The sequence below is a fragment of the Abiotrophia sp. HMSC24B09 genome (genome assembly GCF_001815865.1).
In the GTDB taxonomy this organism is placed as follows: Bacteria; Bacillota; Bacilli; order Lactobacillales; family Aerococcaceae; genus Abiotrophia.
Map to the genome: position 1 here is coordinate 176,430 of NZ_KV822203.1, position 22,457 is coordinate 198,886.

General features: G+C 46.8%; 18 protein-coding genes. 6 read left to right on the forward strand and 12 right to left on the reverse strand.

Features of this window, described 5'->3' with window-relative positions:
• Positions 1-38: 38 nt before the first annotated feature.
• The 6 genes from dltD to HMPREF3093_RS05655 all read right to left on the reverse strand — a co-directional run bounded on the left by dltD (position 39) and on the right by HMPREF3093_RS05655 (position 5,251).
• Positions 39-1,199, reverse strand: coding sequence for a D-alanyl-lipoteichoic acid biosynthesis protein DltD (dltD, locus tag HMPREF3093_RS05630; RefSeq protein WP_070756070.1), 1,161 nt, complete (start codon positions 1,197-1,199; stop codon positions 39-41).
• The gene (dltC, locus tag HMPREF3093_RS05635) at positions 1,196-1,435 is read right to left on the reverse strand and encodes a D-alanine--poly(phosphoribitol) ligase subunit 2 (RefSeq protein ID WP_070756071.1); all 240 of its coding nucleotides are present in this window, start codon (positions 1,433-1,435) and stop codon (positions 1,196-1,198) included. Before dltC ends, dltD begins: the two co-directional genes overlap by 4 nt.
• 10 nt (positions 1,436-1,445) lie before the next feature.
• Positions 1,446-2,600, reverse strand: a complete 1,155-nt coding sequence (gene dltB / locus HMPREF3093_RS05640) for a D-alanyl-lipoteichoic acid biosynthesis protein DltB (RefSeq protein ID WP_070756072.1) — start codon at positions 2,598-2,600, stop codon at positions 1,446-1,448.
• Positions 2,597-4,105 (reverse strand): D-alanine--poly(phosphoribitol) ligase subunit DltA, encoded by a 1,509-nt coding sequence (gene dltA, locus HMPREF3093_RS05645; RefSeq protein ID WP_070756073.1) that lies wholly within the window; start codon positions 4,103-4,105, stop codon positions 2,597-2,599. Before dltA ends, dltB begins: the two co-directional genes overlap by 4 nt.
• Before the next feature lie 144 nt (positions 4,106-4,249).
• Positions 4,250-4,585 carry a nucleotide pyrophosphohydrolase gene (locus HMPREF3093_RS05650; protein WP_070756074.1) on the reverse strand — a complete coding sequence of 112 codons (336 nt, stop codon included), beginning with the start codon at positions 4,583-4,585 and terminating at the stop codon, positions 4,250-4,252.
• Positions 4,586-4,594: 9 nt separating this feature from the next.
• Entirely contained in the window at positions 4,595-5,251 is a 657-nt protein-coding gene (locus tag HMPREF3093_RS05655; RefSeq protein ID WP_070756075.1) for a CpXC domain-containing protein, read from the reverse strand.
• A 341-nt stretch (positions 5,252-5,592) separates the two neighbouring features.
• Between HMPREF3093_RS05655 and HMPREF3093_RS05660 the strand changes: the two genes are divergently transcribed.
• The 4 genes from HMPREF3093_RS05660 to HMPREF3093_RS05675 are packed head-to-tail and all read left to right on the forward strand — an operon-like array spanning position 5,593 to position 8,272.
• Positions 5,593-6,480: an ABC transporter ATP-binding protein gene (locus HMPREF3093_RS05660; RefSeq protein ID WP_070756076.1), complete on the forward strand. Its 888-nt coding sequence runs from the start codon at positions 5,593-5,595 to the stop codon at positions 6,478-6,480.
• A gap of 1 nt (position 6,481) precedes the next feature.
• Positions 6,482-7,351, forward strand: coding sequence for an ABC transporter permease (locus HMPREF3093_RS05665; RefSeq protein WP_070756077.1), 870 nt, complete (start codon positions 6,482-6,484; stop codon positions 7,349-7,351).
• 35 nt (positions 7,352-7,386) lie between these two features.
• Positions 7,387-7,857 carry a LytTR family DNA-binding domain-containing protein gene (locus HMPREF3093_RS09930; protein WP_070756078.1) on the forward strand — a complete coding sequence of 157 codons (471 nt, stop codon included), beginning with the start codon at positions 7,387-7,389 and terminating at the stop codon, positions 7,855-7,857.
• A gap of 1 nt (position 7,858) precedes the next feature.
• Positions 7,859-8,272, forward strand: coding sequence for a DUF3021 domain-containing protein (locus HMPREF3093_RS05675; RefSeq protein ID WP_070756079.1), 414 nt, complete (start codon positions 7,859-7,861; stop codon positions 8,270-8,272).
• Positions 8,273-8,318: 46 nt separating this feature from the next.
• Here HMPREF3093_RS05675 and HMPREF3093_RS05680 read toward each other — a convergent pair whose 3' ends face one another.
• The 5 genes from HMPREF3093_RS05680 to HMPREF3093_RS05705 form a co-directional block, all read right to left on the reverse strand.
• A complete protein-coding gene (locus tag HMPREF3093_RS05680) occupies positions 8,319-8,858 on the reverse strand; it encodes a hypothetical protein (RefSeq protein ID WP_070756080.1) in 540 nt (179 codons plus the stop codon).
• Positions 8,859-9,533: 675 nt separating this feature from the next.
• Entirely contained in the window at positions 9,534-10,043 is a 510-nt protein-coding gene (locus HMPREF3093_RS05690) for a hypothetical protein (protein ID WP_070756082.1), read from the reverse strand.
• Between the two features lie 102 nt (positions 10,044-10,145).
• Positions 10,146-10,970: an NUDIX domain-containing protein gene (locus HMPREF3093_RS05695; protein ID WP_070756083.1), complete on the reverse strand. Its 825-nt coding sequence runs from the start codon at positions 10,968-10,970 to the stop codon at positions 10,146-10,148.
• A gap of 11 nt (positions 10,971-10,981) precedes the next feature.
• Positions 10,982-11,818, reverse strand: a complete 837-nt coding sequence (gene pnuC, locus HMPREF3093_RS05700; protein WP_070756084.1) for a nicotinamide riboside transporter PnuC — start codon at positions 11,816-11,818, stop codon at positions 10,982-10,984.
• A gap of 3 nt (positions 11,819-11,821) precedes the next feature.
• Positions 11,822-12,940, reverse strand: coding sequence for an AAA family ATPase (locus HMPREF3093_RS05705; RefSeq protein WP_083316290.1), 1,119 nt, complete (start codon positions 12,938-12,940; stop codon positions 11,822-11,824).
• A 284-nt stretch (positions 12,941-13,224) separates the two neighbouring features.
• Between HMPREF3093_RS05705 and HMPREF3093_RS05710 the strand changes: the two genes are divergently transcribed.
• Entirely contained in the window at positions 13,225-14,085 is an 861-nt protein-coding gene (locus HMPREF3093_RS05710) for a patatin-like phospholipase family protein (RefSeq protein WP_070756085.1), read from the forward strand.
• A 12-nt stretch (positions 14,086-14,097) separates the two neighbouring features.
• Complete coding sequence (locus HMPREF3093_RS05715; RefSeq protein ID WP_070756086.1) at positions 14,098-14,580, forward strand: low molecular weight protein-tyrosine-phosphatase; 483 nt, start codon at positions 14,098-14,100, stop codon at positions 14,578-14,580.
• A 198-nt stretch (positions 14,581-14,778) separates the two neighbouring features.
• Here the strand turns inward: HMPREF3093_RS05715 and HMPREF3093_RS05720 are convergent, their stop codons facing one another.
• The gene (locus HMPREF3093_RS05720; protein ID WP_070756087.1) at positions 14,779-22,209 is read right to left on the reverse strand and encodes a Cna B-type domain-containing protein; all 7,431 of its coding nucleotides are present in this window, start codon (positions 22,207-22,209) and stop codon (positions 14,779-14,781) included.
• Between the last annotated feature and the right edge of the window lie 248 nt (positions 22,210-22,457).

Here is a 22,457-nt window from a genome sequence, read left to right on the forward strand (position 1 = left end):
TCGCAATCCACAAGATGAGTTGGAGAATTTTGGAGGATTTAATCTTGCTTACCATATTCATAAAGATCTTTTTCAAGGCGAGTCCATCCTTTCCATCCTAAGTGCAACATATCCTGCATGACATAAGGCTCGTAATCATCATCTTGGTAATCATAATACTTGATCCCACGTTGATCCAGCACTTGCTTGATTGCCTCATAGATAGTCCGGCGGTCTTCCTTAGGGAAGCCGGTGTAGTCATACCACTTACCATTAACGGGTAGGAGGACGACACGGACATCCACGCCCAAGTCTTGGGCGATGTCGAGGAATATGTTCAAGTCTTTCATTTCTGGTGAATCGGTGACGTATTTTCCTACATCACTGTTCTTAAACTTCTCTAAATCTTGACCAATTTCATTGGTGTAATAATGATTTTCAACTTGAAATTCATTATTGTTGGTCTTGTCTGCTGCCCCTTCTTGCTCAGCAATAGTCTTATAACGTTGATCCCAATCATAGTCCGGTGTCCTATCACCTGCCATTGGCAGAGGGTCCTTGTCAGCTAGGGCATAACGAATCTTGTTCTTGAAGACATCTAGCTGGTAATGAGCCCGCGCCCATTGGTTCTCTAGCCAATTATCTGGCTCGTCTAGCAGGGCCTTCTTATAGCGAGCCAAGGCATCATGCACTTGGGGATGCTGAGTCGAGGCTTCTAGCAGACGATCAATAAAGGCACGTTTGTGTTCTTCCGTCACCTTAGGATTACTTAAGGTATTATAAACATGCTCAAAAGACAGACGATAGAGTAAGGCGTTAGCTGGTACGCCTTCTTTGGTAAACCATTGTAGAGATTCCAATAAGACTGCTTTTTGTTGAGGTAAATTATCCCCCACAGAACCCAAGATGGAAGCCAAGGTTAGGTTACGATAATTCCCCCGGCCAATTTCCATCAGGTGAAAGTCCTTGTAGTTGAAGACCACGCTAGGGTCGAAGTTTTCCTTGAAGGTTTGGACCAACTCCGAGGAACCGAAGACTGTTAAGGTCTGGGCGTCCATATTCTGAGTCAAAATATCCTTACTCTGGTTCTTCTCCACTTGTCGGCCGTAACGTATACTGTTATCTGGCACCTGGTAGGCCCCGGACAAGGAAGCATTGAGGCCAATCATGCTGACAAGCGCTAAGCAAATGGCATAGACTAAGGCCTTCATTTTAATCATAGAGCAGCCACTCGTTTCTTAACGTAGGCTATGACCCGACGTGGCGTATCAATCTCTTCATAGGTGACCTCCGTTGGTGCCGTTGCAAAACCGAAGACTTCTTCCATCCGCACTAGCATCTCAACGAAACCTAAGGAATCCAGGAGCCCTTCGTCACGGAGATTGATATCTAAATCCTCACGCACCACTTCATCTTCACACAATTCTTCTAAAAGGCTTAATACTTGTTCTTCCATACTCTCACTCCTAACCTTGTCCAAATCCTAGCCACTTCCCTACGACTTCTGGAAATTTATTGGAGAAGATGAACATCCCCAAGACAACCAATTGCAAAGTCACTGCCCAGCTTACTAGCTTGTAGAGGGAGTGGTTTTTGTATTTCTTATAAAATTTTGATTTCTTCTGATAGGCTTCAAAGCCAGCCATTAAAACCCCGTGGTAACAACCATAGAGGATATAATGGAAGGAGAAACCATGCCAAAAGCCCATGAAGAGCATATTGGCCATATAGGCTGCCATGGCCCGATTAAGCCGGGTCTTGAAACGCTTATGACGAATAAAATTCATCATGACGCGCGAGAAGACGAAGTCCCGCAGCCATTGGGATAAGCTAATGTGCCAACGATTCCAGAAATCCTTGATATCGATGGCCAAGAATGGTTGCTTAAAGTTCATTGGGGTCTCAATCCCTAAGAGGTTACTGAGCCCTACTGCCATGAGGCTATATCCAGCAAAGTCAAAGAATAAATAGAAGGTATAGCCGTAGGCGTATTTAATCAAATAGTAAAAATAATTGCCAACCTGTAAAGCCGACAGCCATTTGAAAATAACCGCAGCAATGACAAATTTGTAGACAGCCCCGAGTAGCAGGCGATAACTACCTAGGCCCAGAAGTTCCCAATAGTCTTTCCAGTCCAGAATCTTCTCCGTATCCGCCACAAAACGCTTGGAGCGATCAATAGGGCCGGCACTGACAACTGGGAAGAAGAGCAGGAAGCTAAGATAATCGACCAAGGACATTTCCTTAATGAGGCCGTCCTGGGTCTCTAGCAGAATCTGCACCACCTTAAAAGACAGATAGGAGATGCCGACAAAGCCAAAGCTGTAGATGGGCCAAATTTCATGTAACTTGGCCAAAACCAAGGGCAGAAAGGACAGGTAGACCGTCCACTTAAACTCGGGATGACGAAATTGATACTGAATCAAACCATATTGAAAGGCCAAGAAGACCAGCGAGACTGCCAAATGTTGGAAATCTGCGCCGAAGACACCCGCATAGATAATCAAGGAGCCTAGGGCCAGCCAATATTTGATTGGCCATTGGCGCCAACGAATTACCAGTCCGCCAAGGCAGAAAATCGCTGCTATCAGAGCAAACTTTTCATCACCAAAGTAGGTCATAAGAGCCCTCCTAAGGCCTTCCGGTCAACCTTACCATTTTGATTGAGTGGTAGGCTATCTAGAAAGACGATTTTCTTAGGAATCATGTAGTCTGGCAAGGTCTGCTTCAAATGCGCCTTGAGTTCACGCACCGTTTGGAAACGTTGCTGGATGACCTGATCATAAATCACAAAGCTGACTAAACTTCTGACCGTATCACCTTCGTACTTGGGTAGGGTGATGGCTTGGCTGACCAGAGGATGCTTGATTAGGTTAGCATCAATGTCCTCCAGTTCAATCCGGTAGCCATGCCACTTAATCTGAAAGTCAATCCGACCATTACAGAAGAGCAAGTCTTCTTCAAAGTAACCCACGTCCCCTGTCTTATAGGCAGGTTGCCCACCGACTTGACCAAATTTTTGGGCCGTTAGTTCCGGTTGACCATAATAACCTTGAGCGACCGTATCCCCAATGATTTGAATTTCACCCTGGCCTTCTTCTGCCTCTTCTAGGGGCAGCAACTTGACCAGACTGCCAGGACGGACACGCCCGACTGGTAAATTATCAGGATAGGCATCAATCAGATCTTGATCGATATCCACCCAAGTCATCATAACTGTCGATTCAGTTGGCCCATAGGAATTATAGACCTTAGCCAGCGGGAAACGATCCAAGAGGGCCTGAGCCGTACGGGCCTGAAGTTTCTCACCGCAGAAGGCGAAACGTCTGACTTGGGGCAGCAGTTCTTGATTGAATTGCGGATCGGCCAAACAAGTATCCACAAAGGACGGTGTGGACACCCAAGTGGAAATGCCCGACTGCTTGAGGCAGTCGAATAAGGCCCCATAATTGCTTAACAAGCCCTTGTCCAATTGGTATAAGGTGGCACCCATGCAGAGGGCAGGATAGACACTCATGACCGACAGATCGAAGGAGTAAGGTGGTTGGCCGATGAATACAGGGCTCTCTCCTGGCTGGGCTGGAATCAGTGGCAGATACCAAGTCAAGAAATTGTCCAGGTTCTCGGCTGAGACACAGACTCCTTTAGGTTGGCCAGTAGAGCCAGAGGTATAGATAATATAGGCTGTCTCAAAACCCTTAACCGCCAGGTCATCAGCTGGCGCATCATAGCTCCCCGCCTGCACAAGGGCTTGAGCTTGGGCTAAAGTGACTTGCCGGCAATCTAGTGGCAAGTCTTCGGTCGTAAGAACCAAAGGTGGCGCCAACTTCTCAATAATCGCGGCCACCCGATCCAGCGGCATGGACAAATCAATGGGACAGTAAGCATGACCTGATTTGAGGCAAGCCAAGAAATAAACCAACATGTAGGGATGCTTATGTCCGTAGACGACTAAGGGTGAACGGTCCTGGCCTAAGGTCTCATGCAACCAGCCTGCTAATTGGTCAACGGCTAGCCACATATCCCGATAGGTGAGTGTTTGGGCATCCTGATTCAAACGATTCAATTGGCAAGCCAGGACCTGTGAGTTACGATGGGCTTGGATTGCTTGCATAAATTTCAACATACTCACTCACTCCAAACGTTTCCTTGTTCCCTATTAGAACTAGTGATTACTTTTCTACAATTCATAGTTTACACCACGTATATGAAAAAGATATGAAAAACTCCACCACATTCTGCGAAGATGTGATTTTAAATATAAAAGAAGCTACTCACTAGCAGCCCCATCTAATTCTGTTGGCGGGGCTGGGTACTTGATGGCATTCTTACGCAGTTTATCCGCAATAATGTCGTCAATATCCAGGCCTAAATTATCTGCCAGCATATAAGTATAGATTAAAACATCTGCTACTTCTTCTTTAATATGTTCTAAATCTTGACTATTAGCTTCCTCAGGCGTCCGCCATTGATAGATTTCCATCAACTCCGCGGCTTCAATCGCAATAGACATAGCCAAATCCTTCTCATTATGATAAGGTCGCCAATGACGTTCATCGCGGAAACGATTGATGGCCGCCATGGTTTCTGAACTTTGTTGATTCATTCTCATCACCTAGTCTTGGTCTTGCTCTAGTTGAGCCATGAGCCATTCCGCCCATTGCTGATTGATGAAGAAGCCGCCACCGTAGCGGGCTAGCTCCTGGGCAAAGCTGTCCTTAGTTAGGTCATACTGGCCTTGGTCAAAGGCTACCGTCGCGACCAATTCTCGGTCATCCCCCAGCAGAAATTGGGCTTTACCTTCCTTGGCCACTTGATAAAGAATATGCTTAATAGGCTGGTCTGGCATTTGTTGGTGGAAACCAGCAAAGACCAAGTATTTTTGTAACTCTACAATGCGGTCATCTAGTCCCGCCTCATGAATTTGAATCTTCTCCCAGAGATTAGGCAAGCCGTGTACAATCCGGATAGTGGTGACAGCCATCTGTTCAGGGGTGAAGGTGTCCTTCAATACTTGCACATCTTCTTCAAAAAAACTAGGATCTGGTTCGTAGAAGAGGACAAGGCCCTTTTGTAAATCTTGATAGAGGAAGCCGTAATCCGCCATGCCCTCATGGCCACACTCAGGACATTTTACTTTGAAAAATTCCCCAGACAGAATGGCTTCACGTTCCGGTGACTGGTCAGTGACATCGATTGTTCCATAGACCTTGACGTCGATTGGTGCCTGACATTGGTGGCAAGCCACTTGCTTCACATCATATTGAGACATTAGGGCACTTCCTTTTAAATTTCTTGACCCTATTATACCATATTAGGCTGGACTTGGCTCGTTAAAAGAAAGCCTAGCGCCCCGTAAAAGCGCTCTCTTTATTAGATTGTTCGCTATCATTTAAGTAAACAAGCCATCCAAAAGATAATCAAAAAAATAACCGACTGATTAAGTATTTTTTGCCAGATAGCCCTCTCCTAAACTCCTTCATTTCCCTCTTCTTGCATTTTGCCCCCCCTCCCTTACCACTTAAGCCCCAATTTTGACCACTTAGCTTTTTTATCAAGGCAAGGGCCAAACATCATGATAAGATAAGCCTGTAGTAAAGGAGGACACCCCAAATGTTAATTCAAACCCAAAACCTAACCAAATGCTACGGCGATAAGACCGTCGTACAGCAACTCAACCTATCCATCCCCCAAGGCCAATTAGTGGCGCTCTTAGGGCCTAACGGGGCCGGCAAATCCACCACTATTAAGATGTTAACCGGTCTCTTGTCCCCTAGCGAGGGCTCCATCATCTTCCAAGGCCAACAACTCTCCCGCTCAGACTATCAACGCCAACTGGGCGTGGTCTTCCAAGACAGTATTTTAGACCAGGACCTAACCGTTGGCCAAAACCTCTTAAATCGGGCCAAATGCTACCGTAACTTTGAAGCCAGCCAGCTGGACTTCCTAATCCAAGTCTTTGAACTCGAGTCAATCTTGAAGCAAAGCTATGGCACCTTATCTGGTGGCCAACGCCGTCGTGTCGACATTGCGCGCGCCCTGGTCCACCAGCCTAAATTCCTAATTCTGGATGAGCCCTCAACTGGCTTAGATATTCAGACACGGAATGTCATCTGGGATGCCCTCTTGCGCCTGCGCCAAGAACAAGGCCTGACCATCCTCTTAACCACCCACTATCTAGAAGAAGTAGAAAATGCCGACTATGTCTACATTATTGACCACGGTCACTTGATTGCAGCCGACACGGTTAGCCAGCTCAAGGCCCAATATGCCTATGACACCCTGAGCTTAGACCTTGAAGATCCACAAGCCTTGGCCCAAGAGCTTGCCTCAGACTACCAAGTCCGCCTAGATGGCCCGCTCTTGAAGGTTGACCTCAAGCCTGAGCAATCCGTCTGGCCCCTCTTAGATCGTTACCGCCCACTCATTAAGCACTTTGAATACCATCGCGGTAGTGTCGATGACCTCTTTATTAATTTAACCGGAAGGGAGATCCGCTAATATGTTACACTTCACACTTCGTTGCCTTCGCCTCTACTTCATCCAAAAGAGCCGTGTCTTCTTCTCGCTCTTAGGTGCCCTCATCACCTTCATTCTCTACCTAGCCTTCCTCAAGGACAACATGGCCTCTTCTTGGCCACAGTTGCCAGGTGTTAACACCTTCTTGGATTACTGGCTCTTAGGAGGAATCTTGGCCATCGTCGGGGCGACTACTAGCGCAGCAGGTCTCAGTCAAATGGTGGCGGATAAAGAAAAAGGCGTCCTAGCCGACTTCCTCTTAACTGATTTAAGCTATAATCAAATGCAATTTGGCTACTTCCTAGCCAGTGCCTTAATCAGTTTGATTATGCAGGTTCTTGCCCTAGTCCTATTATTTACCTACTACGCTCTAACGGCAGGCATGACCCTATCAGGCTTGCAATTACTTCAGGTCTTGGGCGCTATGGTCTTGTCAGCTCTAGTTTGGACTAGCTTCAACGTCTTACTCTTTGGCTTCGTCACAAGCCTGACCAGTTTCGGCCATGTCATGTTATTACTATCCACTTCCCTTGGTTTCTTCGCTGGCGTCTACCTACCACTAGGGCTCTTGCCACAAGCAAGCCGTTGGGTCATTCAAGTCACCCCAGCCCCTTACTTCTCCTCCCTCTTCCGTCACATTCTCCTAGCGCCTACGCAAGCAGCCATGACCCAGCAAGTGCCTGACTTCATGTTACAACAAATCTTACGTCACACTGGTGTAGGCTTGGATGTCGGTTTCTTAACCAGTGCTGGCCAAGAAGTCCTCATTCTCCTAGGCTTCGGTCTCCTCTTCCTCATTCTCATGCCAATCTTAGGCAAATTCAGTCGCCAACTGGCCTTACATAGTCTATAATAGGGGAGAAGACGCTGTTTTAGGAGGAAGCCCCTGTGAATATACGATTTGAGCCCAATCCCCAACTCGCCCCTGATACGGTCAATGTGACGGTGGAAGCGGCTAAGCTTAACGCTGAGGCCCTGCAAGTCCTGCAGCTTTTGGAAGAAAATCAAAATGCCTCTTCTGGCCTCACACGGCTTCCGCTCCTAGTCGATGACAAGACCATCATGGTGGCTAGTCAAGATTTGATTGCTATGGAAGTCTACCAGAATGAGTTGACCGTCTACACTCAAGAGGCTACTTACCTAGTCAAAGGCCAGCTCAATAAGATGTTGGAACGTTTAGACGGACGAGACTTTGTCCAAGTCTCCAAGAGCGCCCTGCTCAATATCAACCATCTGCACACACTTGAAATGGGATTTTCTGGCAATATGGTGGCCTTACTGACCCACAAAATTAAACTTGGCGTTAGCCGTAAATATCTGCCAGCACTCAAGCAAGCGCTAGGCATGGGAGGGATATAAGATGTTAAAAACACATACCTTAGCCTTCGTCAATGGCCTTCTGATTGGCTCACTCACCTATCTGCTCTGTACCTTGGTCTTCCTTCGTACCAGCGCCATTAGACCTACCGAAGTCGTCACCGTGCTCATTATGAGTGGCCTCATCGGCCTTGTCACCCTCCACTATCGGGAGTGGGAAGAAGATCATAACCTGACCTTGGCCTTGCTTCTTCATTTCGCTTCTATCCTTATCATTGTCGGTATTACGGCCCTCTACAATGGCTGGATTAGCTTTTCTTGGCAGGATTTACTTCCTTTTGTAGGGGTGGTCCTAGTCATCTACATCCTAATCTGGCAAGGTATGATTTGGCATCGTCGCTTGGATGTGGCGGCCACCAACCATCTCATTCAAAAACGACGTCAAAAGTCTCACTAGCTAGTAAAATAAGCCCTCCCTAGGAATCCTAAGGAGGGCTTGTTTTTTATTGATAGTAAGCTGAACCATTTTGCAAGATTTTACGCTGGCAATAATTTTGTAGGTTCTCTAGCTGGCGTTGATGCTCATCCGTCCCTAGGCGGTAGCTTCTGCCTTGGAAGGTCAGGACCAAATTCAAGCTCTTGACCCGCGTTTGGCCTGTGCGGCCCACACGATAACGGTGCATCTTGACCTTGACTAAATCCGACCAGGAATGACGATCCTCGCGATCTCCTACGCTAATGGCAACTTGGCTGCCCAAGTCTCGTATGACCACTGGGCGGCGCCAGATTTTCTCATAGGCCCACTGAACTAAAGCCGATGACCCTAAAAGCCAAATCACGAAGACTAATAGCAATAAGGCTTCATGAGCGCCTTCTGGCGTCCTTTGCCAGAGCCAATCGAGCAGGGAAAGGAGCCCCCAGCCTAGCAAGGACATAAAGACCAGAATCAGCCCCACAATGGACCAAAAACGCACGCCATAGACATGGCTAACCCGCAAGACCTTGCTGAATTCTAGCTCTTTACTTTCATGATATGTCTCCATGTCTGACTCGCCGTCCTTTCATCTAGGCTTATTCTACTCTAGTTCAAACTTTCCAGCAAGTGGTTGACTTGCTTCTCTGTGCCTATTTGGCTTTCTTAGCCTTTTTGCGTCTATTCCTTATTTTACTCTCACAATAATGTTGGAATTTTGTCAAATCTGTTATATATTCATCCGTCCATAGGCGATAGGTTCGCCCTTTGAAAATCAGCAATAGAGTCATGGTCCTGGTTACAGAATAACCACCTCTCTTGTTAGATCCAAACTCCGCCTTGACCTTGCGCAAGTCGTCCCAGGCATGACACCTCTCTCGATGGCCTACCTTAATGGCAATTTGACTCCCTATATCGCGCATGGTAACTGATCGGCGCCAGATTTTGTCATGAGTCCGAATAATCAACGGAGCCGCTATAAAGGGCCAGGCAAGAAGCATACATGAGCCTAAGACTGGCTGCCAGCTTCTGGGTGAGAGCTCAAACAAGAAAAGTAGTCCCCAGCCCACTAAGGACATAAAGATTAGCACCAAGACCAGACCGGACAAAAAACGCACCCCTAAAATTTGGCTAACCCGCAAATCTAGGCTTAATTTCTTCATAGCTCGTTCTCCCGTTCTTTCATCTAGGCTTATTCTACTCTAGTTCAAACTTTCCAGCAAGTGGCCAACTTGCTTCTCTGTGTCTATTTGGCTTTCTTAGACTTTTTGCGTCTATTTCTTATTTTACTCTGGCAATAGCGTTCCAGGCTTCTCAAGTCTTCTATATGATCATCCGTCCCAAGGCGATAGGTCCGCCCTTTGAAAATCAGCACCAGATTTAGACTCATGACGGGAGAGGCGTAGTATCTACTTTGCCCTTCAGTCGACACCTTGACCTTGCGCAGGTCGGCCCAATCATGGCACTTCTCTCGGTGGCCAACCTTAATGGCAATTTGACTGCCGATATCGCGTATGGTAACCGGTCGGAGCCAGAGTATGTCATAAGACCACCGAACCAGAGGAGCCGAGATAAAGGGCCAGGCAAGATAGAAACATACGCTTAAGACTGGCTGCCAGCTTTTGGGGGAGAACTCATATAAGGAAAGTAGCCCCCAGCCCACTAAGGACATAAAGACTAGCAACAAGACTAGAACGGACAAAAACCGCACCCCAAAAATATGGCTAACCCGCAAATCTAGGCTTAATCTCTTCATAGCTAGCTCCACTCTCCTTTCACATAGGCTTATTCTACTCTAATCGCCTCTTTCTAGCAAGAAGAAGACGCAAAAAAGACCGCCTCAGGCAGTCTTTTCTTGCTAATAAAATGGATTGAGTTGATAGGTGTAGGTTTTGTGACTACGCCCTCGTTTACCGGCACCCGCATGGCCAAATTCCAGGAAGGTCAGATACTTCTCCTGACGCAATCGGAAGGCAGTCATACCCACATGGCGGAATTGGGGATGATTGAAGACATCGAAGATTGCCCGCACATCCTTAATGGTGAAGGTACTTGGTAGAAGCGACAGAACAGTCGGATGGTACTCCAACTTGTTGGATAGGCGTCTCACCGCTTTGGTAATAATCAACTCGTGGTCAAAGGCCAAGTCGTGAATGAAGTCTTGACTCTCACTATCCACTAACAAGAGAGCTCCTGACTCGGTCACCGAGAGATTGGCCCAGCAAATGGCGCTGGCATCATCCCCTGCCACCGCCTCCTGACCGCTATCATAGGGCAGGTAGACGATATGGGCCACCGAGACCACCCAGGCGCGTGGATCGCGACCTGGACTGGCAAAGGTCTCCAACTGCTCAATTCGCAACGGGTCCAAGGCAATATGGGTTTCCTCTAGCACCTCACGAATGGTAGCCTGAGTGGTATCTTCGTCTGGTTCGACAAAGCCACCTGGCAAGGCATAGTGACCCAAGAAAGGATGGGCCTTGCGCTTGATCAAGAGCAATTGTAGTTGGGGCGCCTCCTCTGGGTCGGCCTGATACCAACGTAAGATCACATTGTCTACCGTTAAGGCTGGTTTGGGATAGTTGGGAAATTCCTGTTTTTGGTACCAGGTCAAAAATTCTTCCTGGCTGGCCTCAGTCTCATAATAGTGCTTTTCGGCTTGAGGGTCCTTAAATTCAGGCATGAAGTCCCTCCCTATTGATTGGCCTTGGCTTGTTGAATCCAGCGATACATGCCGACAATACTGTTAACTGTGAAGAGCAGATACATGACCACAATATCGACGGAGCCATCAGTGCCCCACCAAAGGTAAATGGAGAAGAGATTGGTAGCAATCCAGAAGAGCCATTGTTCGGCATAGAGCTCGGTCATTAACTTCTGCCCCACCACATTGGTCCCATCAGTCACAGAGTCACGGAAAGGTCGATTAGCACCGATAGACTTATAGGCTAAGCCCATGAGAAGCCAAACAATTGCGGTTTGAGCTAAGGCAATAATCCAATCCACCAAGCCCATGCGACGGGACTTGACATTAGTAGGTGTGTCTTCTACTTGATGGATTTGTTCTTGACGCTTACGGTCTGCCATAAGCCAGACATAAAGGCCAATCGGTTGCATAACTACGAAGTAGGCATTTGTTAAAACCTCACCATAGAATCCATTACCGATAGCTAAAAATAAGTAAATACTGGTCGTAATGACACCAAAGAAGTAGTTGGATTTACGGCCTTCAGCTACCAAAATAACGTTAATAACCCCTGTAATAGAAGCGATAAAGCCTAGCAAGGTTGAATCTGGGTCGCGCAAAGCAACAATAATTGGCACAATGGACATAATGATTAAATAAGCCCATTCCAGTGGGGTACGGCCCACTACTAAGTCCTCATAGATGGCCTTGATGACGCCAGCAAAGCCTAATTTCTTGGTGTCGCCGGCTAAGACTTTGAGGTTGCGCCCCGTTACCTTATAGCCTGATGTGCAGTAATCGTGGAGCTTGGTCCACTTGGTCTTAAAATTTTCAACAATTGACATGTTCTATACCTCCTGATTCAATAAGCTTGCAATTTCAATTTTGGCTGTTTCGTAGAGACTCTCGAAGAAGGTCTGGCCTGGCTTAGGATTGCCCAAGTAGACAATCTTATCAGCCAATCCCGCTTCTTCAAAGAGCTGGATGGTTAGAGATGTGAAGGCATCACGGGTTTCTTCATCCGCCATGGTCATGTCCCGAACCCCGTCATCCACATAGTTAGATTGTGGTAGGACAACGAAAATCTTATCCCACTTTTCCTTCTCAATCATGGACTGGTAAACGTCGGTCAAGGCTTGGAAATCTTCCTCAGACAGGCTGTCCTTGAGGTAGTACTCCGCATAGGCCATGGTAATGGTCGAGTTGGTATCAGCGATGATGAGGCCATTATTGGCCGGCGAGTCAATCAAGTCCGAAGTCTGACGGAACTGGCCGGTAAAGAGATAGGTGTAGTCGTTCTTGTCCAATTCATCATCTAAGACATTGTAGCGTTCCTGATACTCGCGGGCATATTCCGGTGACCAAGGGCAACCGAAGAGGCGTGATAAATCCCGCGCCAAGGTTGTCTTACCGTTGGAAGCTGAGCCTGCAATGAGGACATTAGTCGAGAAGAAGCGGCGGAATGGTTTGGCAATCTGATGCCAGTGCATCCGCGGATTACTCCGAATCGTGGTCCCGGAAATCTTAATTAAGGATCGGTCTACCAGAACTACTTCCCAGTCAGGGCGCAATTCATTAATCTTGTCCTTATACTCTGGTTCACCACAGTAGACCATAATCTTAGCTTGGCCACTGAAGGTCACATACTGAGCAATGGACTCATCGAGCTTAGCTAGCCACTCTACCCAACCATTAGGATAGGCCGGAATATGATTCTCATCTAGCTTATCGACAATGACCAAGTCATCATAGCGGAAAGTCTCACGCGTATAACGGAATCTCTTGCGTAGACTCAGCCCGATTAGATCCCCTCGATCCCCGTCATAACCTGATACGATGGTTAGGACCCCATCATTGTGGCGCTTGGCCTGATTAATAATATCAATATGCCCAACGTGTAGCGGGGCGAAAGTCCCAAAGACGATACCAAGGGACGTTACATTCTCTAACTTCTTTCGTTTTACCATTCTCTAACCTCTTTTGGCCTATAAAGTTAGATATTAACTTTATTCAAGGCTTAAATTAAGTCAGACCCTCACTAGCACTAAAAAGAAAGATTAATTAAGTCAGAGGCTAACTTAATTTAAATATAACACAATTGAAACATAATGTCTACTGTTTTTCAGAAAAGTCGCTTTATTTCTGAATCAATTTATTATACAATAGTGACATGAATCACTTTAGGCTCGTAGGTGTGTCATGTCTTGTCCCTAATCAAGATGGTGACACCTTCCCATAAAGGAGGCAAAGTATGCGGATAGGCATGGTCTTCGAAGGCGGTGGGATGCGCGGTTTATACACAGCCGGTGTCCTTGATAGTCTAATGACAGCCCAAATCCCAGTAGATGAGATTGTGGCTGTTTCAGCAGGGGCCCTTTTCGGGGCTAATTATCTCAGTGGTCAAATTGGTCGGGCATGGCGTTATAATCGACGCTATCTTGGCGACAAACGTTACATGAGTCTAAGCTCTTGGCTCAAGACTGGTAACTATGTCAACAAGGAATTCGCCTACTACCAAGTCCCTATGATCCTGGATCCTTTCGATAACGAACAATTTAAAGCTTCTAAGACCCGTTTTCATGCAGTGGTCACCCATGTAGCCAGTGGGAGAGCCGAATATGCCCTAATCGAGGACGTATTTGCTCAAATGGAAGTTCTCAGAGCCAGTTCCGCCCTACCCTTCGTCTCTAAAATGATTCAGTTAGACGCTAGCCCTTGTTTAAGTGGTGGCGCCTACCTCGACGGTGGTATTAGTGATAGCATCCCAGTCCATTATGCGCGCCAACTGGGTGTTGATAAGTTGATTGTGGTCCTTACCAGACCCGCTTCCTACCGCAAATCCACTCACTCGAACCCTTTTTATTCAATGTTCTACCACCGCTTCCCTGCTTTTGTCCAAGCCCTGAAAGAGCGTAACATCCGCTATAATCAGACCTTGAATCAAATTGAAAGCTTGGAAGCACAAGGCGAACTATTCGCCATCCGCCCATCTACCCACCTTAAAGTTGGCAGATTTGAAAGTGACATCGCCGTTTTAGAGTCACTCTACAACTTAGGTCGACAAGATGGGCAAAACCAAATAAATCCCCTCAAAATTTACTTACAAACGTAAAAGGAGATATTTATGGTTAAAGTTATATTTGTTTGCTTGGGTAATATCTGCCGTTCACCAATGGCAGAAGCCATCTTCAGCCACTTGGTGGCAGAAGCCGGTCTAAGCGACCAAATAACAATCGATTCTGCTGCAACTAGTCCTTGGGAAATTGGAAAAACGATTCATGAAGATGCCAATGAGCGTCTTCAAGCCTTAGGAATTCCTACCCCAAAACACGTTGCACGACAACTAGATATCGAAGATATCAAGGCTGACTATATCATTGGTATGGATGAACCTAACTTACGGGCCATCAATTATCTGATTGGTGCTCGCCCTAGTGGCGAAGTCAATATGCTCTTGCACTATGCTGGAGAAGAAACTCAGATTGCTGACCCTTGGTACACTGAAGACTTTGATACAGCTTTTTCTGAAATCTATCGCGGTTGCCAAGCACTCTTGGCTCACATTCAATCCCGCCATAGTTTTAATCAAGACGCACCTTCGATTTAATATTGATTTCTTTCCCTAGTAGGACTTGCCTGGGCAGTCAACCTCCTAGTGGTGTTTCTGTAAGCCGACAGATTCACTCTAGCGCTTGGTTGCTTGCTCAGAAAGTCCTTCTAGGGCTTTTTTATAACAAAAAGCGAGCCCCTTTCCTGTCTATCAGGAAAGGGGCTCGCCCTATTTGATTACTTCCTATTGGAAGTTCTAGTTTTCAGCCTTAACCTTGCGTCCAAAGAAAACAAGTGTCAATGCTAATGTCACGAGGCTAGTTGCTAACCAGAAGGAAGTATTACTTTCCCCGGTCTTAGGCAAGTGGTTGCCTGGGCGCTTGCCGCGCTCATTTGGTTGACTTGCATCAGCAGATTGCTCGCTGACACTAGAGCCTGAATCATTGGAATCTGGATTTGGCGTTACATACGGTTGATAACGCGCAATTACGCTAAGCCCTGATTCATGTTGGAAGACTACCGCAGCCCCTTGTGGTTGGCCTACGAAATCTTTATTTGGTTGGAAGGTTACAAGACCGGTTAATGGGTCTAATGTATAGCTACCAATTTCTTTGCCATTATCGTCTAGAGCTGGAACAGTTTTGGCATCTGTTGCTTCTTTAGTAAATGGATCTACCAAGCGAGCTGGGCGACTAGCACTTGGCACAAGGTCTTGACCACTTGTTTGGTCAGTCGCACCTACCGTAGCAGACTGAGTCTTACCTTGCACGTCTTCCGATTTCGCGTGATTTGGCACGATGTCTAAGACATGTGGTGTGTAAGTCCCCTTAGCTGGAGTCCCATTGATATCAACTCGAACCACTACAATTGAGGTCGCTGTCCCAACAAATTCTGGTTCTGGCAAGAAGGTAACCGTCCCATCATTGGCTAGGACATAAGACCCTTGCCCCTTAAGGGTCACTCTCTTGCTGCCGTCTTCGAAGGTTGGGTCCGCATCCATATCAATTGGCACTTGGCTGTCACCAGGTGTGAAGCTTGGCTTGCCCGTTTGAATCTGACCCTTGAGACCATAAGACTCTACCTGGTTACCACTTGGCGTTACGCCCGTTACACTTGGCGTGTAAGTAGCAGTAGCTGGGGTACCGTTAGCGTCCTTGGCTTGAACAGTAACTGGGTCTGGAACTCCTACGAAGTCTTTCTTAGGTTGGAAGGTAACCGTGCCAGTCAGTGGGTCCAAGGTGTAGGTCCCGACTTCTTGGCCATCCTTAGTAGCTGAAACGCTAGTTCCAGCCACTGCTTTACCTGCCACTACAAATTGAGCTGGTTGATCTGCATCAATCTTGATTGGCACATCAGGATGTCCTGGCTTGAAGCTTGGGGTGCCAGTTTGACTTGCGCCTTGCAGGCCACTAGATGTCGCTGGGCTACCACTTGGAGTAACAGCTGTCACGATTGGGGTATAAGTAGCAGTCGCTACTGTCCCGTTGACGTCTTGACGTTTAATTGTTACTGGGTCTGCTGTCCCGACGAAGGATTTATCAGGTACGAAGGTCACAGTGCCATCTTTGGCAACCGTGTAAGTTCCTTGCCCTTCTACCTTCTTCTCAGTAGAACCATCTTCGAAAGTAGCAGCTACCGTGTCATCCATTGGTACCTTATCTGACCCTGGTGTAAAGACGAGGGTAGCAGATTGGGTCTTCCCTTGAATGTCGGTCGTGGTTTGATTATCACCACGTGGTACAACGGCTGTAACGGTTGGGGTGTAGCTGGCCTTGGCTGGCGTGCCGTTAGCGTCTTTAACCTCCACTTGGATTGGATCTGGGGTACCAACAAAGTCCTTGTTAGGTTGGAAGGTGACGGTCCCAGTCTTAGGATCGATAGTGTAGGTCCCCACGGTCTTGCCGTCTTTGACAGCTGGTAAGCTTTTTTCATTGACTGCTTGGCCAGTTGCGGAATCTACCAAGCGAGCAGGTTGCTCATCATTAATGGTGATTGGCACATCTGCATGGCCCGCTTCAAAGCTTGGCGTACCTGTTTGGGCTTGACCTTGCAAGCCTTCTGAAGTGACGCTAGTTCCGGTTGGCGTAACAGGTGTCACGGTTGGCGTGTAGGTAGCAGAAACGCCTACCCCGTTAGGGTCTAGTACTTGGATAGTAGCTGGTTGAGCTGTCCCCACAAAGTCCTTGTTAGGTTGGAAGGTAATCAAGCCTGTCTCAGGAGTGAGTGTATAGGTCCCGATAACCTTGCCATCCTTATCCTTGGCGTCGATTTGGCTAGCATCTGAGACTGCACCATCAACCACAAATTTAGCTGGGTTTTGTGCAGAAACTTGGATAGCTTGATCCGCCCCACCATTGTTAGGGTCTGGGTTGTAGGTGAATTCTGGCTGGCCAGTTTGAGCCTTACCTTGGATATCTTGGCTTACTTTATCAAGGCCTTGACGGCTAGTTGGCAAGACGGTTGGCGTGTAGTTAGCTCTTGCTGGAGTCCCGTTGGCATCCTTAACTTGAACCGTCACAGGATCTGGTGTCCCTACGAAATCAGCTTTAGGTTGGAAGGTTACTTGACCTGTCTTAGGATCTAAGGTGTAGGTCCCAACTTCCACGCCATTTTTCATAGCTGGCAGGCTGGTTTCAGTCACTGCTTGGCCACCTACAAAGAATTGTGCAGGTTGCTCATCATTAATGGTGATTGGCACCTTGGTATCCCCTGGCGTAAAGACAGGTTGACCAGTTTGGCTAGCCCCTTGGAGGCCACTTGAGCTAACGTCCTTACCAGAAGGCGTCACGCCCGTTACATGAGGTTGATAGGTGGCAGTTACCGTCACATCATTGGTGTCATGCGCTTGGATAGTAGCTGGAACTGGTGTGCCGACATAATCCTTATGCGGCGTGAAGGTCACTTGACCTGTTTCAGAGTTGAGCTTGTAGGTCCCGATGGTTTTACCATTGGTATCCTTAGCATCAATTTCTTTTTCTTGAACCACTTGACCGTCAACTACAAAGACTAGGCTGTTCTCTACCAGTGGCACCGTGACAGCTTGACCGTCAATTTGTGCTTGGCCTGGTGCGAAGCTTACGGTCCCTTCTTGGACTTGACCTTGTATATCAGTGGTTTCAGCATTGGTTGAAGTTGGGGTTGCATCGACAACGGTTGGGGTGTAGGTCGCTTCAGCTGGCGTTCCGTTCTTATCTACACGGACGACGGTCACGGCTTTAGCTTGACCCACGAAGTTCTTCTCAGGAAGGAAAGTAACCGTTCCATCAGTTGCCACAGTGTAAGTCCCTTGGTTTTCTACCTTGAGGCTTTCGACCAATTGACCTTGGTCATTCTTAAGTTTAGCAGGCACCTGATCATCCATTGGCACATCTGCATGGCCTGGTTGGAAGGTTACTTGCTTGCTTTGGCTAGCGCCACGAATACCGGTTGAGGTCGCAGGTACCCCGACTGGTTTTACGCCTGTAACATGTGGAGTGTAAGTTGCCACTGCAGGCGTTCCGTTCTCATCCTTGGCTTGGACTTGAACTGGTACTGGGTCACCTACAAAGTCCTTATTAGGTTGGAAGGTTACCTGACCATTTTGGTTAAGGGTGTAGGTCCCGATTTCTTTACCGTTAGCATCTTTAGCAGGGATGGTCGTTTCAGTTGAAGCTTGACCATCTACCAAGAATTGGAGAGAGTTAGCCGCAATAGGCACAGTATAATCTTGGCCATCTACTGCGGTCGTCCCTGGGGTAAAGGTTAATTGTCCCACTTGTTCTTTGCCTTGAATATCAGTTGTTTCAGCATCCTGTGCGCTTGGTTTAACGCCTAGGACATTTGGTGTGTAAGTTGCGGTGGCTGGCGTACCATTTTCATCTTCTACCTGGACAGTTACTGGGTCAGGCTGACCGGTAAAGTCTTTCTTCGGTTGGAAGGTCACTTTGCCACTTGCTTGATCAAGAGTGTAGGTTCCGACTTCTTGACCATTCTTCATGGCCGGTGTAGTCGTCTGCTCAATCACTTGACCCCCTACAACTAAACGGTAACTGTTAGGCTTCAAATCGACTGTAACGGGACTACCATCGATAGTGACGGTCCCTGGCGTGTAGGTCGGTGTGCCGGTTTGGCTAGCTCCCTGAATACCTTCAGAGGTTACATCTTTTCCACTTGGAATTGGCAATTTGTTAGTAATAACCGTCGTATTTCCTTCAGATTTAACTTCCTTATAGTAACCTGCAGGCACTTCTACTTCGTCTGCACTATAGATATAAGGGCGTCCATTATTAACTGAAGGTACATCTGAAATGCTAATTTGCCAATTATCATCTTCGGTAATGTCTAGTGGGTCACGATAATTTTGACCGTCTTGCTTGAGTTGCACCTTAATAGGCTTCCGTTTGCCTAGACGGTTATTATCATCTTCCCATTCCTTCTTAACATAGTAGATGCGTACCTTACGTTCGTTAGTAATCTCGTAGACACGCTCGTCTTCATCTGAGCCAGGGTTAGTAGCGTCATACGAAGAAGTGATGTTAAAGTCCAAAGCATAACGATCTGGTAACACTTCTCGCACATCGTAATCCGTCACGTTAGGATCTAACAATTGGCCATTGTCCAGACGCTTGAAGATCCCCTTCCAGCCATTGGCTTCGTTCAGGGTCATACTTGCTAAAACATCGCGTGGTTGACTCTTACGGAAGAGTTCAAAGACTACTTGGTCTAAGTTTTTCTCTTTGACCCATTTCTTAGCAACTGGAATATACTGTGGTAATTGGTTAACAACCGCATTGGTATCCCCGAAGCTAGTCAAGTCATTGGCATCCCGGTTGGTTGAGAAGAAGTTAGTTGCCTTCTCACGATTAATGTAGCCATTAGTATAAGCTGGCGCCTTCATTGGCACATCAAAGTTAATGATTTCACCTGGCTCAACCTCTTGGCCTTGGTTCAAGACAATCTTGATAGCTGTTACTTGGGTAAAATCAGCTACCTGATCTGCTGTCATCCAACCGTCACGCCCTACTTCTTGAGCTGCATTCTTAGTCATGTCAGTCGCAGTATGGTAGTAGACAGTGTACTTGGCAGGAACATTGAGTGGTCCTGTTAGCAGGTTAGAGAATTTACTTGTATTAACATCCCCGCTATATGGTAGACGGTCATACAAGATAAAGTGTTTCATCGGTAAGACAGAGAAGTTCCGAGTCTGCAAGCGATAATCAAAAGCTTCATCATAATCGGTTAAGACTGGGTTTGTATGGAAGCTTTCGCCTGCCTTACGGATGTACTTGGTAGAAGCAATTTCAGATGGAAGGTTAACCGTAGTTTGTGAAGTAGCCCCCACTAACTGAGCCGGTGTCTTACCATCAACTTGAATATTGAACTTATTATCTACTAATGTTGTTGATTTTACCCCATCCGGAAGTGGATCATACTCATCAGAGATAAAGTAAGCATGGTTATCTTCATTATTAGTAGGTGTTTGAATTTTAGTTGGGATGGCCCCTTCATTGATGGTCCCTTCCACTAAAATTGGGAAGTTAGGCTTAACATCAGAGAAGGCCGGAATAGTTCCTAGGTCAATAATGACGGCGGTACGACCTGAGCCATTATAGTTTTCAACGACTTCAACATTCTTAATCTTGCCCTTGTCTGCCGCTAATTCTTCAGTAGCACTCTTAAAGGTCACCCCTTGAGGCAAGATATCAATGAACTTAGCATTGCGGTAAGCACGCGCTGGCGATACTACGAAGTTAGAGAAGACCAGACGATAGACAACTTGCTCACCTAGCGTACCTGTTTGGTTAACTTTAGTGGTCTTGTTGAATTGTACGGTTTCTTCCAATGTATCAGCCATCATCCGGGCGTTAGCACTTAATTGCTTTGGTTTGACTTCAGAGCCGTCTTCCGTCTCTAAAGCGATATCTAGGGTAGCTACGTTGTTATAGAACTTATTCTCTGTCAGGGCCTTAGTATTATAAGGATCTAAGAGACGAGTCCGGTATTGCAAAGCAAAACCTGTGGTTGGCATGTGTTTCTGACCAGCAGGCAGCTTAATCCGAATCCCCTTATATTTACGGGTAGCAGCTACGGCTTGAGTATCTTCAATTTCGCCACTTTGAACCTTGGCTACCTGTTCTTGGACTTGGGCCCAAGCCTGGGAATCAATGTTCTCAATGGAACGTTTTGTTCGAGATAGCGTGTCTATATAGGTCTCACTGCCATCTTCAGCCACCGCATAAATGTCTAGTGGGATGTTCAAAGTCCCACTAACGGTCAAGCTATATGGATACATACGTTCATCTAATTGAGTATCTTCCATTACTAGTTGCGACACAGGCAGAGCCGAAGTATTCCGGAAGGCTAAGCTCCAGAAAGCTTCCACTAAGTGGTTAGCCTGAGGCTGCAAGCGAATCCGACCACTATTATTGGCAATCTTCCGGAACATACCAGCAGGAACCAACTCACTGGTCAAGGTGAAAGGCACATCGTCTGTCAAGACAGTATCGGGTTCTGACGGCCCTTTTTGGTAAGGGGTCATGGTCAATTCTACATTATTACTGTGGACGATTTGCTTATTACCATTTTTAAACTTGGCATTAGGGAATGACAAGCGTAGACGAACATTCCGTAAGGTTGTCTCTGCCCCACCAGAAGCTGGATCTGGGTTGGTTACAGTATAAGAAACCGTCCCATCACCATTGTTGGTCCAACCTGGGTTTTTGGCCGGGTCGAAGGTAGCTGTCAGCGTTTGACCACCGACGCCCTCATAGGTAGGCAAGGTATCCTTGATGACAATGGTCTCATAGGACCGGTAGGTCTGATTAGCACGATACTCTTGGATAGTTTGGTTGGTAATTCCTTGTGGCGATAAGAAGAAATAAAAGGGAATATCAGAGGCTTTATCATTAAGATAGTCCCCACCATCAGTTTCCCCACCATAGATATCTTGTTGGACGAACATGTCCAAGGTATTAGCTTTAACTAACTTCTGGAGTTGCGGTTTATCTGCTTTGACATTAAAGGTCAAGTCAGAGGATGGGCCCGCAACCACTCGACGGTCTGCTTGACGAACGGCTACTCGCGGTTGGACGCTATAACCATCTGGCGTCAGGCGATCCTTAAACTTAATACTGAAGGGGAAAGAACCTGATGTAGTTCGCTCAATATTATTAAGCGCAACTGTTAACACATAGTTCTCACCATCTTGAGTTAAGACCCCTGCTTCTTTGGCGATACCACCTGCAGTCGCTGCCATTGTTTCAACATACTTGGCTGGTACGCGAATCTCAACAAAGGCTCCCTCTAAGGTATCATTGAGTCCTGATCCATCGACTGATACTTCCCCAACGTGGGAACTGGTCGTGTACTTAGCATCCGTCCCTGTGTTGTTGTTAAGGGTCATTTTCAAGACACCGTTAACTTCCGCAGAACGCAATTTTGTAGAACCTGACTCACTGCTAGATTCCTGACTGGATTCTTCCTGAGCTGGAACTGCAGGTTCTTGCTTGTCTGGCGCTGGAGTTGGAGTCACCTCCTCCACTTTGCTCTCTTCTGAGTTTGCTGGAGCTACGATAGGGGTCGTAGTGCTATCCTCAGTGCTTACTTCTTGTGCATAAGTAACTACTGTTGGAAAAAGCGCGCCTAAAACTAAGAGGACTACTGCCATCAGTTGGTAAAACTTACGCATGAACTGACTTGTCAATTTCATTAAATCCTTCCTTTCTTTCAGAATCATTACGAACAAAAAATTCTATCGACAACTCATTATACACCATCATAACGGCATTTCCAATAGCTTATATTAAAATTCCAAAAGCAATATTCGCTACTAATTTTGGTGAATTGTTATGATATTGTGACGATAGTAATAGTATGGACAAGTGCATCGTGAATTAGTACCACATACTCACTGTTTTTTCTTATTATTTTTCTCTTATAGTTCCCAATAAAAGCAAG